We start from the raw sequence: 13,957 nt of genomic DNA on the forward strand, positions 1-13,957 counted from the left end.
CACTGGCAGGGACACTGTCCATGCGCGCTTGGTTCCTAGCGGCGAGGCCGGAACGTCTTGGTCGCCCCCGTAATACCACCGCCCACTACTGGCAGGTCATCCCAGAATCCGGGCGTAGGAGGCGCGCTATAGTTAAACCCTTCCAGAGTACGGACAGGAATTTTCTCGTTTAATAACGCCTCAACACCCCGGAGCAATGATTCTTCCGACGGCTGACATAGCGTGAATGCCTCTCCCGTGGAGAAAGCCCGTCCTGTGCGTCCAATCCGGTGGACATAGTCCTCAGCCTGAGTAGGTACATCGTAGTTGATGACATGCGAGATACCCTCGACATCGAGCCCTCTGCTCGCCACGTCGGTCGCCACCAAAATTCGTATCTTGCCTTCCCGAAAAGCATCCAGGGCGGCGTTACGCTCTGACTGTGTACAGTCAGAATGAAGCTTCACAACCGGGACACCTGTCCGCTCAATCGCGCGAAACACCTCATTCGTCCGGTTCCGGGTACGGGCGAAGATGATGAAGGTGCCATCAGTCCCGTATTGTTCGAGGATCTTCAGAAGAAGTTGCTTTTTCAGGTGCGCTGGTACCGGCCAGAGCGAATGCTCGACAGTCTCGGCACGTTCACCATGCCTGGCAACGTCAAGATACTCCGGCTCCTTCATAAACTGACGTGCCAGCTCACGAATTACCGGCGGCATGGTTGCGGAAAACATCAGGCTCTGGCGCCCTGCCGGAAGCTTCGAAATGATCCGCTTTACATCCGGAATAAAACCCATATCGAGCATCCGGTCGGCCTCATCAAGTATGAGAAAACGGACGGCAGAAAATTCAATAGCCCGTTGCTCGGCCAGATCCAGCAGACGGCCCGGGGTGGCGACCACAACATCGGCCCCTTTTCTCAGATCCGATACCTGGCCACCCATGCCCACTCCACCGATTACCGGAATAATCTTGAGTGGCAGATAGCGGCTGTATTCGGTCAGGTTCTTCTGAACTTGCAGACAAAGCTCGCGGGTCGGCGTCAGGATAAGTGCATGCGGAAGCCGGGATTTGGCTTTTTCATGCCGAATGTGATGCAAAAGTGGAAGCCCGAAAGCGGCGGTCTTGCCAGTACCCGTGCGGGCACATGCAACCATATCCCTTCCCTTGAGTAGCACCGGAATGGCCCGGTCCTGGATTTCCGTCGCCTGCCTGAAGCCTATATCCTCAACTGCCCAGACCAGTTTTTCGTCAAGGCCAAAACGGGCGAAAGATTGATCGGTGGTTTCAGTTGTCTGGCCGTCCGTCTGCTGGTGCACGGCATCTGTCGTCTGGTTATTCAAGCTATCTCTTGGTTTAAAGCTTCCAAGCGAGACACTCCAAGACATCGTATCTGGGAGCTGATCGCCGGCTCGCCCCTCACTGTAAAATCCAGTCAGGGGCAGATGGGGTGAAAACCTCCACACTTCCCCGGCCAAAAACGGGGAAACGTGACGCAACGCATACTAGCCGGGAGTGATAGGAGTTGCCAGTAGTACAACTAGTTGTAACTACTGTGTTAAATAAGCCCGTTGGACTCCGTGATGAATGATTTCGTGGCCGGCGACATTAATACCACTCCGCCAGACCGGATCCTGGTAAATGACGAGCCGAGGGTCATCACTTGAAAACAGCCGCAGCAGGTGTGGTTCCAATGCAGACGAAAATGCCTGTGTAGATGTCCTGGGAACTGCCCCTGGCATGTTCGGCACGGCATAATGCACAACCCCTTTGTACACATAAACCGGTTTCGCATGGGTTCCAGGCCGTGAGCTTTCGACACACCCACCCTGATCGATTGCAATATCAACAATAACTGATCCCTTTCGCATCTGCCGGACGAGTCCCCTGGAAACCAGCACAGGCGCCCGCTCTCCCGGCCGGTATGCCGAGGCAATGAGAAGATCGCAGTTTTTCACCTGCCAGTCTGTTTCTGCCAGTTCCACAACGGAAATATGCGGGAACTCTTCCCGGACTCCCTGGCGGGCATCACTCGACACATCGATCACTGTCACTTTCGCACCAAAGCCGATGAGACTGCGAATCGCTTCGCGCCCTGCTGAACCGGCACCCAGAACGACCACCTGTGCCGGAGCCACGCCGCTGACACACCCGATATACTTCCCCATCGCCTCCGGGTGTTTGGCTAGCAGCCAAGCACCTTCCAGAGCAGCCATCCGTCCGGCAACTTCGCTCATCGGCGCCAGCATCGGCGCATGACCGCTCAAATCAAGCATCGTCTCCAGCCCGACAGCCACTCCCCCTGAAGCCAGCAGCGCAGCAGTAACCAGCGGTTCAGCGGCCAGGTGAAGATAACAGAGCAGCGTAATATCTTCGTGGAGCCATTTGAGCTCGGGACCAACCGGCTCTTTTACCTTAAGGATGACCCGCGAATACCGCCACAATCGCCTGGCATCATGAATAATCCGAGCGCCCGCGTCCCGGTAATCCCGGTCGGTGAAGCCACTACGGACTCCGGCGCCAGCCTCTACATGGACCCGAACGCCTGATTGCACCAGCCTTCCAACCAGAGCCGGGGTCGCAGCTACACGGCCCTCATTCGCCTTTCGCTCCTTCGGAATTCCCACGACGGTCAGTTCAGATACTTGCATCAGCTGTACTTATTAGAGGCCGGGGCTGGTCATGGCAACCGGCTGTGCTAGTTTGCCGCCGGGAGTTTAGCTCAGTCGGTTAGAGCAGCGGACTCATAATCCGTTGGTCGTGGGTTCGAGTCCCACAACTCCCACCACCAGTCTCCGTTACCGCCATATTTCTTCCAGAATGACTTGTATTGACAGTATGTTTAAAAATTTGTGTGAATTTACGAAATTGGACTATTCACCAACAGGTAAGTATTGCGCTGCAAACAGCCAAAATTATTCATGACGGACAGACAGTCTGATTTGTCATTCATATCAATAGGTTCTAACGTCCCGCCGACTTCAGAATATATTGTCATTAATGACAATCAGTTTCCTCAGAAGTCATATAGTTTTGATCTAAACAGAAGGACACTCAAGATGGCCCGCCCCAAGAAACAAGAAACTATTCTTAAAGATCTGCTGAAGCTGTCACCTGCTGAGCGCCGAGCGCTCCTAAAGCGGGCAAATTCTGCCGGGAAAGACATGAAAAAGCTGAGGGCCCGTCGCAAGGAGCTTGTGCGCAACATCCGCAAGCTTGAGAAGGAGCTGGCCAAAGTGGACGCCCAGATGGGGGGTGGCTCCGGCGGTCGTGGAGCTCCAGGCCGCAAGCGGGGGCCAAGATCCCCCGAAGCCACCCGGCAGGCACGGCTTACCCGTTACACAAATTCAGTTCCCAAGCTGAAGGCTGCCATAGAAAAAGCCAAAGGTGCTGCCAAAGAGAAGCTCCAGGCACGGCTGGCCAAAGCTGAGCGAATCCTCAAGGAACTGGGCGGCAAGGGCCGCTAGGCCCATAGTTCGGTTGCGGCCCAACTAATTTGGTTCTATCCGCTACTGCAGGATTGCTTGGGTTATGATGCTGTCTTGCAGTGAAACGACAATCTTGCGGGCCGGGTTAATCGGTTAGGGGTGGGATCTGTCAGAATTCCACTTCTGCTTCCGGCATGAGTTTTCGGATGTCGGTTGCGTTGAGATAAAGCGAAGGCGAACGGTCTTTCACACAAAGGAAACCGTCTGACAACTCGCCACCAGGCCAGATAACGCGCACCTTGAGGTCAAACCGGAGCATGTCTGCGGTTCTCTCAATGACCTTTGCCTTCTTGGCGGTGGCCTTGAGCTCGTTTGAAACCTCAGTTGTAAAAAACCGCCAGTTACCGGATGGCTTCGCAGGTGGCTCCGGCTCAGGGGCAGACAAAGACGGCGCCAGTGGCTCCACTTTCGTTGATCCGGAAATAGCCTGAACTGGCTCCGAAGCGCCGCCGAATACCTCTTCAGCCGACATGATCGCCTCAGCTTCTGCGAGTGCTTTCTCGGTTTCTTCGGGAGTATTGAAGTTGGTGTACCGCATATCCGCGGCTACTTCGGAATCTGTTTCGCGCATCGCGGGGGGCTCTTCAGGAAAATCCACCATCTTGGCCGGACGTTCACCAAACAAATCCTCCGCCGTGGAAACATCGTCATCAATGGCAACTGCCTCGTCATCGAAAGCCCTGGGAGCTCCTTTGGCTATCAGTTCGTCAAACTTTCCAGACGGAGCCGGCGCCTCCCCATTTCGCAATTGGGCTGCCTGCCGGGCATGGACCGACAGTATCTCTCCATTTTTCGGGAGCGTGGAAATCCCATCCAGGTACGCTACGTCGTCATGGGCATAGGCCTCCCCCTGAGCATCACCCGCATCAATTCCGAGCTGGTCAGGAAGTCCTACCGGGTCCGTACGGCCTGGTGCCACATCGGAAATCGTTGCACCGCGGCCGGCAAGCGCCTCTGGATCGGTGAGACTTTCAACTTCACCCAATGCAACTTCAGTCTCTTCGGCAAACATGGGCTCATCGGCCTCTGATACGCCGTCCAGGCTGGCAGAAACCGGCTTGATATCAGCGTCAGAAATACCCGTTTCGTCCGGAAACTCCTCCGGGCTGGCAGCGGCCGGGCTATCGGATATTGCAACCGGTTCTTCTTCCGCTATAGCCGACGTTGATACCTCAACGGGCTCCACAAGGTCTGCATTGACTGTTTCGCCCGCCACTTGCGCCGCCATCTCTTCAGCTTGCAATGCAAGCTCAGCAGCGGATTCCGATTGCATAACAGGAGACTGCGCTGGTGCGGCGGAATCGGAAAGATCCCACTCGCTGCTGGGCGGACTAGAAACTGCTACCGGCACATTACTGGCCGTTTCCTGAGCCAGTGACACTGCTTCAGGATCGTGAGCAGACTCTCGCTGTGCGCCAGGAGCGGGGGATTGTTCGGACAAATCCCAAGCACCGCTGAACTCATCAGAACCTGTCACGGCCTCGCTGGCCACAGACTCAGGCTCCGGGGCCGCCTGAGAACCAGCATCCAAATCCTCGAATGGATTTTCATCAGATGGGGTTTCCGCTGCTTCTGATCCGGATGTACCCGGAGCCGCATCCAGTTCGGCAAACGGATCTTCATCGGCCGCCACGGGAATAGCGTCCATGGAGGCAGCCTCGGACTGCTGGCCGCTTTCGAAACCGGCAGCGAACGGATCTTCATCCTCAACAGGCTGAACGGGTCCAGCTGTTGCGGCGGCAACCGGTTCCTCCGGCATTTCCGGTTCAGCTAGCGGCTCCGCCTCCGGTTCTTCGGGAAGCTCAAGCATTTCATCGGGAGCTGCGTCCGTATTCGCATCAGCGGCCGGCGGTGCCTTGGCTGCCGGGGTTCCGCTTTCATCCACATCGTCGAGAGACCATGTACGGCCGCTCGTGCTCACCATGAGATCGGCGTCCGGGTCAGTCAAAAAGCCATCGTCCTGCTTGGCAGGTGATTCCGGCTTCTGTGAATCATAGCGCTGAAAATCAAGATCGCCGCCGCTCTCAAGATCGGAAAGATCTGTCTTGGCAAGTGGACTCCGGGCCGGCTTGCTCCGGCCCAGTTCGTCGGGAAACTGGGCTTTGGCGGCCACATTTTCTTCAGTGCCACCGGATAGATCCGAAAAATCGTCTACTGGCTTGGGAGCTGGTTTCGACTTTGGCTTGACGGGAACGGAACCGCGCGCCGATGGCTGGGACTTTGCAGCCTGGTCTTCACGGCTTGCTGCAGCGATAATTTCCGAAGTGAAGTGGCGGCTGCTCACTCCCTCCTGGCCAGTCAGCCGCTGGAGGTTTTCCCGGCCTCCAGCAATCGATACCAGATGAAATCCGTGTTGTGATGGGCGTCCACCCGATATGATCCAGACGCACCGCGCCGAAATGATCGACCGGTCCGGCATCAGAAAATCCAGCGGCTCGTTTGTTACTTTGGAAATGTACGACTTATAAGCAGGATTGCGGAATGGACCGCTTGGCGAGCCTGACGCCTGAAACATCAGTCTCAGTAGCGAAAAGTTCGGACCCACAGGCAACCATCGGAGGGGAACTCCTCCACCGGACTGGCCGCCACCTTTCTTGCTAAAAACTGCCATTGCGTTCCAACAGTCCTGCGGGAGAAACCGGCCTTGAACCAGTTTCGATATGCTTTCCTCCCGGTTCGGAGGCTACCCGCCTTGGACATCAAACATAGTGTGGATAGTGCCATAAGTTCAAACCTGCCTCGGAAGGAAATTCACTGATAAAACCACTATTTCCGGCCACTTCGGGACTCCGATGCAAATTTTCTTCTCCGGACTGGCATCATGGTTCTCTGCCGTGGCCAGCACCCCAGCCAGCGATTATGCTCCAGTCTAATGAATGGTACACCACTAAAAGCCGGTTCTGTTCGCATTGCCATCGACCAGTTATCCATGCGGCTGGGCGATTTGGATGCCAATCTCGAAAAGCTGGAGGTGGCAGCCGAAAAAGCGGTCTCCAAGGGAGCTGGGCTGCTCATCACACCCGAGCTGGGACTGACCGGCTACCATCTGAAAGATGCCGTTTGCGACGTGGCTATCGGACGTGGTTCAACCGTATGGAGGCGGCTCGAAAAGCTGTCCAAGCGTATTGATCTTGTCGCCGGTTTTGTCGAGCAATCACGTGCCCACCAGTATTACAATGCCGCAGGATACTTTTCCGCTGGAGAAACCACCCATGTTCACCGGAAGGTATATCTTCCGACATATGGAATGTTCGACGAGCAGCGGTATTTTGCACGTGGTTCCCGGATTGATGTTTTTGAAACCCGGATTGGCCGGGTTGCAATTTTGATCTGCGAGGATGCATGGCATCCGTCAGCTGTTTATCTGGCTAGTCTGCAGAACCCAGAGATTCTCATAATTCCGTCCAGTTCCCCCATGCGGGGAGTCGCTGCCCGACCCGGAAAGCGGGGGACCCGTCGCGCGGCAAGTTCCGCCGGATGGGAGGAAATGAACCGGACTTACGCACGGCTGTATTCAGTGCATCTTGCATATGCCAATCGTGTCGGAGTGGAAGATGGCGTTGGATTTTCCGGCGGCTCTCATATCGTCGATCCGCATGGGCAAACGACCGCGCAGGCTCCTTATGGCGAAGAATTCCTCTTGCTGGCAGACATAGACAAGAGCGACATACGCCGGAGCCGCCAGCAGACGCCTGTCATCCGGGATGAAAACTTCGAATTTACTTTCAGTGAAATGGAGCGTATCCGGCGTCTTCGCTGGGAACAGGAACCTGGATGAGCGGCCGCCGCAAAGCTTCTGCACTGAACGGGCCTATCAGTTTTGACCCAGCCATATGGCTTGAGCAGCTCATTATTGACGAAGAACTGACGGTACGGATTCTTACGGCATTCCTCAAGGAAGAAATCTCCAAAACCGGTTCCCGGAAGGCAGTTCTGGGGCTGTCGGGTGGCATTGATTCGGCACTCGTCCTGTATCTGGCGGTGAAAGCACTGGGACCGGACAATGTTCTGGGAGTCACGATGCCCTACAGGCAATCGAGCCCACAAAGCCTTGCCGACGCACTCGAAGCAGTACGCGACACCGGCTGCCGTCATGAAGTCGTCGAAATCACTCCCCAGATTGACGCCCATTTCAGCCGTTTTCCGGATGCCTCGCGCCTCCGGCGTGCAAACAAGATGGCTCGCGAGCGAATGACGATACTCTATGACCTCTCGGCCCGGGATGGTTCCCTCGTTCTCGGCACTTCAAACAAGACAGAACTGCTGCTTGGCTATGGCACTCTTTACGGAGATATGGCGAGCGCACTCAATGCCATTGGTGATCTCTACAAGACGCAGGTATGGCAGCTCTCCCGTTATCTGGGCGTGCCGGATTCCATTGTAAAAAAGCCGCCGACCGCTGACTTGTGGGAAGGCCAGACAGACGAGGCTGAGCTGGGATTCACCTATGGACAGGCAGATGCCGCACTGTATCTTTTCATTGAAGAACGCCGGACCCGTAATGAAATTATCGCGGCCGGGATACCGGAGACATTCTGTGATCTCATTCTGAGAAAAGTGCGGAGTTCCCAATTCAAGCGGCGGCTTCCGGTCATCGCCAAACTGGGATCACGCACCATAGACCGTGATTTCCGCTATGCCCGCGACTGGGGAATGTAGCCACGGTTAAACTTTTACCTTGACAGTCCAGCGCTACTTCTTCATTGTTTGTCTCGGAGCCAGTATCAGCATTGCTGAAGCTGGCGCCAATAGATAAGCCGTTCCAGCAGGTGTCCGTCCCGTAGCCACAAGGTTTCGAGACGGAATAAATGGGAAGCCGGTGAGATTCCGGCGCGGTCCCGCCACTGTTAGGGAGATAACGGCCCGAACGCACCCCCCGGTCACTGGGAGCCCGCATACGGACGGGTTTCCGGGAAGGCCGGGATCTGGAGGGGCGTCCGCGGTCAGGCTCCCGAAGCCAGGACACCAGCCTGATGGAACTTCCGATTGATCGGTCCCCCGAGGAGGGTCTGGCCGGTGCGCGACTTGTCGCATACCTGGCGGCCTGCTTCCCGATGGGGAGGCGGGCCGTATTCAGTGGTGGTTCTGGTGCTGTATGGCTGCCTGGCCTCAGTCCCTTCCGCTGCGTACGCGCAGGACAGCGAGCCAGGTGCACTAGAACTCCCCTCCGTTGTCGTCGAACGTGAGCGCACCGTTGCCGAGAGTGAAAACGAGCGCGACTCGACCGGTGCCGTCACAACGATAGAGCGAAAAGAGCTCGACCGGCCCGGCGAGAACCTCGATCAGGTACTGGACCGGCAGGCAGGAGTGAGCGCCGTCCGGCTCGGCGGGCTTGGCGACTTTTCCGCCGCTTCGATACGCGGGTCCAGCTTCGATCAGGTTCTGGTTTTTCTGGATGGAATCCCACTAAATGCCGGGCTGGGCGGAGCGGTCGACCTTTCGGCCCTGCCTCTTTCGCATATCGAGCGCATGGAGATTTACCGCGGCTTCGCACCGGTCGAAGCCACCGCGAGTGCCCTTGGTGGCGCGGTATTTCTTTCCACCCGTGAACTGGAAAAGGAAACCCTGTCGGCCCGTGGCGGATACGGTTCGTTCAATACGATATCGGCGGGCCTCTTTGGCGGCGGGCTGATTGATTTCACCGGGAACGAAAAAACCAGAATGGCCGCGGGCCTCGATTTCATGCACTCAAGGGGAAATTTTTCCTTCCGGAACAACAACGGAACCGCCCTCGATCCATCGGACGATTTCGACCAGAAGTTCACAAACCGCGACTTCGACCGCGTGGGAACACTGTTTAAAGTTACACATGATTTCACTTCCCGTGCCCGCGGGACTTTTCTCCAGGACTTTTTCTATCGCGAAGGCGGACTTCAACGGGGTGGCGCCGTTATTACCACCCGAAGCCGGATCCAACTGGTCCGTTCCATTACCGGAGCTGAGTTCAGGTTGCGTGACGCGATAATAAACGAGGATTCCCTCCGTCTTCAGGCCTATTACACCTTTTCCCAGACGGAACTGGATGATCCGTTAGGAGAGTTCCGTGGATTCCCGCAGGATGAGATCAAAAAATCCTATTCGCCCGGGACATCCGTCACCTGGCGCGGTGGCCACGGGGCCATCCGGGGAACAACGCATTTCAGTTATCGGTTTGAGCGATATTCGCCAGCATACCGAATTCCCACTGTATTCACTGATGGAACGAGCGATCGCCAGTCTGTTGCCTGGGCGCTCGGTGGTGAACTGGAAATGCCAGGGGCGAAACTACTCGTTGCCCCCCAATACCGTTACGAGCATGCCTGGAACAGTTTCCGGCCTGCTTCGACCTCAAGCCCCTTGAATCCCCAGAAAGTGCGCCAGTCCGGCGGGGGACACAGTGTTCGTGGAGGGTTGCTCTGGAAGCCTGTAGACGGGTTCAAGCTGCGCGGCAACGCAGGCCGCGCATTCCGTTTCCCATCGCTGTTTGAACTGTTTGGTGATTCGGCCCTGATTGCAGGAAACCCTCATCTCAAGCCCGAAAAAGGATTAAATCTGGATGCCGGCTTTGAGCTCGCCCGAAATCACGAACTGATAGCTGCAAAGGCAGGCATTGCCTTCTTTTATCAGGATGTGGACAACCTCATCCAGTTCGTCAGGACGCTTGTCCTGACCCGGCCGGAAAATGTGGACAGAGCGACTATCAAAGGTGTCGAGTCATCACTTTCCGTCACCGCCCTTGAGGCATTCAGGCTTGATGCCACTCACACCTGGCTCACCAGCCGAATCCGGTCGAAGGTCGCGGCCCGCGATGGCCGTAAAATCCCGTTTCGGCCGCCGAACCAGTGGCTTCTTAGGGGAGCGGCATTCCGTGAACGGCTATTCAGCTGGATGACTCGGGCCGAGTTATGGACCGAAATGGAGTTCACATCCAGCCATTTCGTCGATGGAAACAATATGGTTTCGGTCCCTGAGCGGCGAATACTCGGTGCCGGACTTGAACTGAAAATGCTGGACGACCGGCTCGAACTGGCTTTTGACGGCCGGAACTTGACGAACGAACAGGTGATGGATGTCGTGGGTTTTCCCTTGCCCGGCCGGACGTTCTTCGGCCGTCTGGGATGGAAATTCCTGTAGCCAAAGAGAAGTGCATTGAGCGTTACAAACAAAAGGGGAGACCAATGAAACACGTTAAACAGGCCATGTTATTCCATCTTTTTATTTCACTGGCAGCCTGCGAAGGCGATACTGCCCCGGGCACTCCTTCCGTGACGCTGGAACCCGGGTCTTACATGGCGGTCGTGACGACTGATTACAGCGTGTCCGCTGTCGGTGTATTGAACCGGGCAAATGGCGAACTTGTCAGTGAAGCAGTCCTGAGCTCTTCAACTAATTCGCCGGAAATTACCTTGCCGCTTAGCGGCGATGTTTCGTTGCCCAGTGATCCACCGCCTCCTGGCATTCTGTTTGTCATTGACCGGGGAGGAAGCAACAATAACATCAATGTGCTCGAAACCACACACATGACTGTCCTGGCGCAGATTCCCGTCGGAACCAGCACATTAGGTCCCTGGTATGCCAATCCGCACGATACGCTTCTCGTGAATGATTCCCGGCTGTATGTCACCCGGTATCAGGCCAATCCGAGTCCCTCGGCGGGTGCCGTCGACATGGATGAAGGCGATGATATCGTCATTGTAGATACAACTACACTCCAGATCGTCAAGCAGATCCGGTTCAACTCCATTCTTGACCCCTGGTCTGGCGAACGGGCCAATCCGGACCGGATAGTTCGGGCAGGCAACCATGTCGTGTCTACCCTTGGGCATTTTACCAATGCCAGCTTTAGCGCCTCAGGCAATGGACTTGTGGCGGTCATTGACACAGCAACAGAAGCACTGGTCGACGCTGATCCCGTGTCCGAAGGTACACAACTTCTGGAAATTACCGAGTTCAAGAACTGCGGCCCAATCCAGTACCTGTTCGATGAACCCGCCATCTATGTTGCCTGTTCCGGACTGTTTGCTGACGGGCGGGATACTCAAATCGGGCGGTCGGGGGTTGTCAGGATTGATCTCACACCGCTTCCAGACAACGCCGCTGCGTATACCGTGGTTCTTGAAGGAGAAAACGAAGAAATCGGACAACCGGTCTCCAACCTGCTCGTTGTAGATGCAGAGACCGCATTCATCCTGACCTATGGCAATTTCTTTGGTCCTTTCGAATCGGACCAGCTCATCCGGTTCAATCCAAATGAACCAGAATTGGCGCCCGAGCTGGTATTCTCTGCCAGCGGCCCTTTCCAACTCGGCAGCCTTTCCTATGATGCCAGCACTCAGATCCTCTATGTAACTGATACGCCATTCGGCGGCGATCCGCTGATTCGCAGGTTTCAGCTCGGAATAGAAATCACCGAACTAGAGGGTATCAACCCTTCACCTGGCAACGGCCTCGCCCCAACGGCTCTGGGGCAGTTTGAGGTGGAATAACTACGTCAATTCCCGGTAACCGGGCGTCCGGTAAGCATCATAAGCCCGCTTGAAAAAGTCACGCGCCTCTTCACGCGTGACTTTTTCAGCCAGTTTGGGTTTACCCAGCATGAGCAGATAAACATGGGTATCGTCGTTGGTGGTTCCAAATCCACCGTAAAATTCGAACTGGCCGATCATGAAATCGAACCAGAGTATCCGGAAAACAGACCGGAGAAACCAGTGTGTCGGCAGTCTGGCTTCCCGCCCGAGTCCACGGATCGTCACGGTAACGCCATCGGAACTGAACGTGAAACTGCCCAATTTCATTTCAGGATAGACCTGGTGTGCAGCGACCGAAGTCATCCATTCACCACCTTATGGAGCGGAAATCCACCTACCACTTCGGCACGGACACCTGCATTAGGCTCTCCGGCAACCGACTTTCGCATCCACAAAAGAGCCGCATGGTTTTCCGGTTCTGGAATCACAAACCGGAAGCTAATGCCAGCAGGAACCCGGATTACATCCGCTTCGCCCATCTGCGAACAGGCGACTCTTTTGCCGGCGGCATTGAAAAACTCCACCTTCGGCCTGCCGAAATAGGCGATGAGATAAGAATGCGTGTCGCTTTCAAACGTGTTGCCAGTAGTGCCATCGGTAACGAAAAAATCGAGCGTTGCCGTTCCAACACGGGCGACTGCCTCGGGATTTTCCATCTCGCGGTCCGACTCTATTGACATACCGATGAGGCTCCGGGCCCCGATCCGCCCTTCGGTACGGCTGGGAATATCGTGATGGATCTTGATTTCGCCAACCTTCACCTTCGCAAACTGTGGCAACCGGTTACCGGACCATTCTTTCATGCTCACGGATTTCGTGGGTGCAAGCGTTTCGTTGTAGTCCACTTGCCCGGCCGAACAGAAAACCACGGCGAACAGCTTGCGCCGTATTTCGTCAGGCGGGATGAAAATTTTTTCGGGCTCCTTTAGCTTGCCCGGCCAGTGGGACATTCCCACCGGATGTACAGTCATGGCTCCGTTGGTGGCCTTCACGTAGCCCAGCTGCTCCGCGGTATCAGTGTCGGTATATACCGTACGACCCGGAAAAGTATCGACCATCTCGTCACCGGTCGGGAACAGTATGTTGTACTCATCGCCCCAGTTGCTGTGGCCGAAATAAAGCGGCTCGCTCGCCGTACTCATTTCAATCACCGTATTATCAATACGCATGACTATTTCGAGCACATGCTCCAGATGATTGGCTGCACCGGCAAACGCCCTGAGATTGAAATGGCCGAACTTGTCCTTGTGCGGGTCTTCAGGCGTACGAAACGGTTCGATAGGGCCTGATTGCACATCCGGTTCAAGCGCCAGAGATCCCGGCTCGATCTTCCAGTGCTTGCAGGAAACATGATAGTTGCCCACGGACAAATCACTCCTCAAATAGAGATTCCCTGCACTGACATCAATGTCAGCCAGACCGGTCCTACTTAGACAGATTGAAGCCTTTAGCCAAGAGGAGCCACCGGACTGGATTGGGATACCTTACTGTTACCGTCTCTTCGCCCGGACTTTCACTTCCATCCCGGGAGCAGCAGGATCTTCTTTGGCCTTGAAGTCCACCTCCGCCGTCAGTGTAACAGTAACATTTTGCAATGCGGCCTGAAGCAGTTCCACGGGATCACGGTCCTTGAGAAGCGTACTGGCCACTTCGCGGGCAATGGCATTGAACAGTTCTTCCTTGGTCTGCTTCGACTGGTTGATGAAATAGCTGACTGCATCTCCTGGCACCTTGATATCAGCCAACGCCCGCCGCACCGAATCTTCTGTCATGAAGACCGCGCCAAGCGACGTGTATATCGCCTTTTTGACGCTGTCAGGGACAATACCGTCCAAACGGTCACCCAGCCGGCGGCGGCCTTCCCGCTCGTCCCTCTGGCCTGAATCCGAATCGTGTTCCGGCATCATTCACCTCGCTTCCGTACTCCAAAGAGTAGACCATTTCAGCCAAACTCCCTAACATGGGCCAGTGAAACCCTTGCTA

Annotated in this window: 11 protein-coding genes, 1 tRNA gene and 1 riboswitch; of the genes, 6 read left to right on the forward strand and 6 right to left on the reverse strand. The window is 55.7% G+C overall.

Annotated elements, in window-relative coordinates; translation table 11 throughout:
* Positions 1 to 35 precede the first annotated feature (35 nt).
* Together KIT79_01885 and KIT79_01890 are read right to left on the reverse strand one after the other, a co-directional pair.
* Complete coding sequence (locus tag KIT79_01885; protein ID MCW5828043.1) at positions 36 to 1,322, reverse strand: DEAD/DEAH box helicase; 1,287 nt, start codon at positions 1,320 to 1,322, stop codon at positions 36 to 38.
* 207 nt (positions 1,323 to 1,529) lie between these two features.
* The gene (locus tag KIT79_01890) at positions 1,530 to 2,630 is read right to left on the reverse strand and encodes an alanine dehydrogenase (protein MCW5828044.1); all 1,101 of its coding nucleotides are present in this window, start codon (positions 2,628 to 2,630) and stop codon (positions 1,530 to 1,532) included.
* Between the two features lie 60 nt (positions 2,631 to 2,690).
* On the opposite strand from KIT79_01890, the gene KIT79_01895 reads away from it, so the two are divergent.
* Positions 2,691 to 2,767: transfer RNA gene (locus tag KIT79_01895), tRNA-Ile, on the forward strand.
* Between the two features lie 376 nt (positions 2,768 to 3,143).
* Entirely contained in the window at positions 3,144 to 3,446 is a 303-nt protein-coding gene (locus KIT79_01900) for a hypothetical protein (GenBank protein MCW5828045.1), read from the forward strand.
* Positions 3,447 to 3,576: 130 nt separating this feature from the next.
* Here KIT79_01900 and KIT79_01905 read toward each other — a convergent pair whose 3' ends face one another.
* Positions 3,577 to 5,226, reverse strand: coding sequence for a hypothetical protein (locus tag KIT79_01905; protein MCW5828046.1), 1,650 nt, complete (start codon positions 5,224 to 5,226; stop codon positions 3,577 to 3,579).
* 1,113 nt (positions 5,227 to 6,339) lie between these two features.
* On the opposite strand from KIT79_01905, the gene KIT79_01910 reads away from it, so the two are divergent.
* The 4 genes from KIT79_01910 (at position 6,340) to KIT79_01925 (ending at position 11,932) form a co-directional block, all read left to right on the forward strand.
* The gene (locus KIT79_01910; GenBank protein MCW5828047.1) at positions 6,340 to 7,245 is read left to right on the forward strand and encodes a carbon-nitrogen hydrolase; all 906 of its coding nucleotides are present in this window, start codon (positions 6,340 to 6,342) and stop codon (positions 7,243 to 7,245) included.
* Complete coding sequence (locus KIT79_01915) at positions 7,242 to 8,126, forward strand: NAD+ synthase (GenBank protein ID MCW5828048.1); 885 nt, start codon at positions 7,242 to 7,244, stop codon at positions 8,124 to 8,126. Before KIT79_01910 ends, KIT79_01915 begins: the two co-directional genes overlap by 4 nt.
* 91 nt (positions 8,127 to 8,217) lie before the next feature.
* Positions 8,218 to 8,456, forward strand: a riboswitch (cobalamin riboswitch).
* 27 nt (positions 8,457 to 8,483) lie between these two features.
* Positions 8,484 to 10,580: a TonB-dependent receptor gene (locus tag KIT79_01920; protein MCW5828049.1), complete on the forward strand. Its 2,097-nt coding sequence runs from the start codon at positions 8,484 to 8,486 to the stop codon at positions 10,578 to 10,580.
* The gene (locus tag KIT79_01925; protein MCW5828050.1) at positions 10,565 to 11,932 is read left to right on the forward strand and encodes a hypothetical protein; all 1,368 of its coding nucleotides are present in this window, start codon (positions 10,565 to 10,567) and stop codon (positions 11,930 to 11,932) included. Before KIT79_01920 ends, KIT79_01925 begins: the two co-directional genes overlap by 16 nt.
* On the opposite strand, the gene KIT79_01930 is transcribed toward KIT79_01925, so the two are convergent.
* The 3 genes from KIT79_01930 to KIT79_01940 all read right to left on the reverse strand — a co-directional run bounded on the left by KIT79_01930 (position 11,933) and on the right by KIT79_01940 (position 13,878).
* Complete coding sequence (locus KIT79_01930) at positions 11,933 to 12,241, reverse strand: hypothetical protein (protein ID MCW5828051.1); 309 nt, start codon at positions 12,239 to 12,241, stop codon at positions 11,933 to 11,935.
* A gap of 32 nt (positions 12,242 to 12,273) precedes the next feature.
* Entirely contained in the window at positions 12,274 to 13,338 is a 1,065-nt protein-coding gene (locus tag KIT79_01935; GenBank protein ID MCW5828052.1) for a hypothetical protein, read from the reverse strand.
* Positions 13,339 to 13,464: 126 nt separating this feature from the next.
* The gene (locus KIT79_01940) at positions 13,465 to 13,878 is read right to left on the reverse strand and encodes a hypothetical protein (GenBank protein MCW5828053.1); all 414 of its coding nucleotides are present in this window, start codon (positions 13,876 to 13,878) and stop codon (positions 13,465 to 13,467) included.
* Positions 13,879 to 13,957: the final 79 nt, after the last annotated feature.

This window comes from Deltaproteobacteria bacterium (genome assembly GCA_026129095.1).
GTDB lineage: Bacteria > JAGRBM01 > JAGRBM01 > JAGRBM01 > JAHCIT01 > JAHCIT01.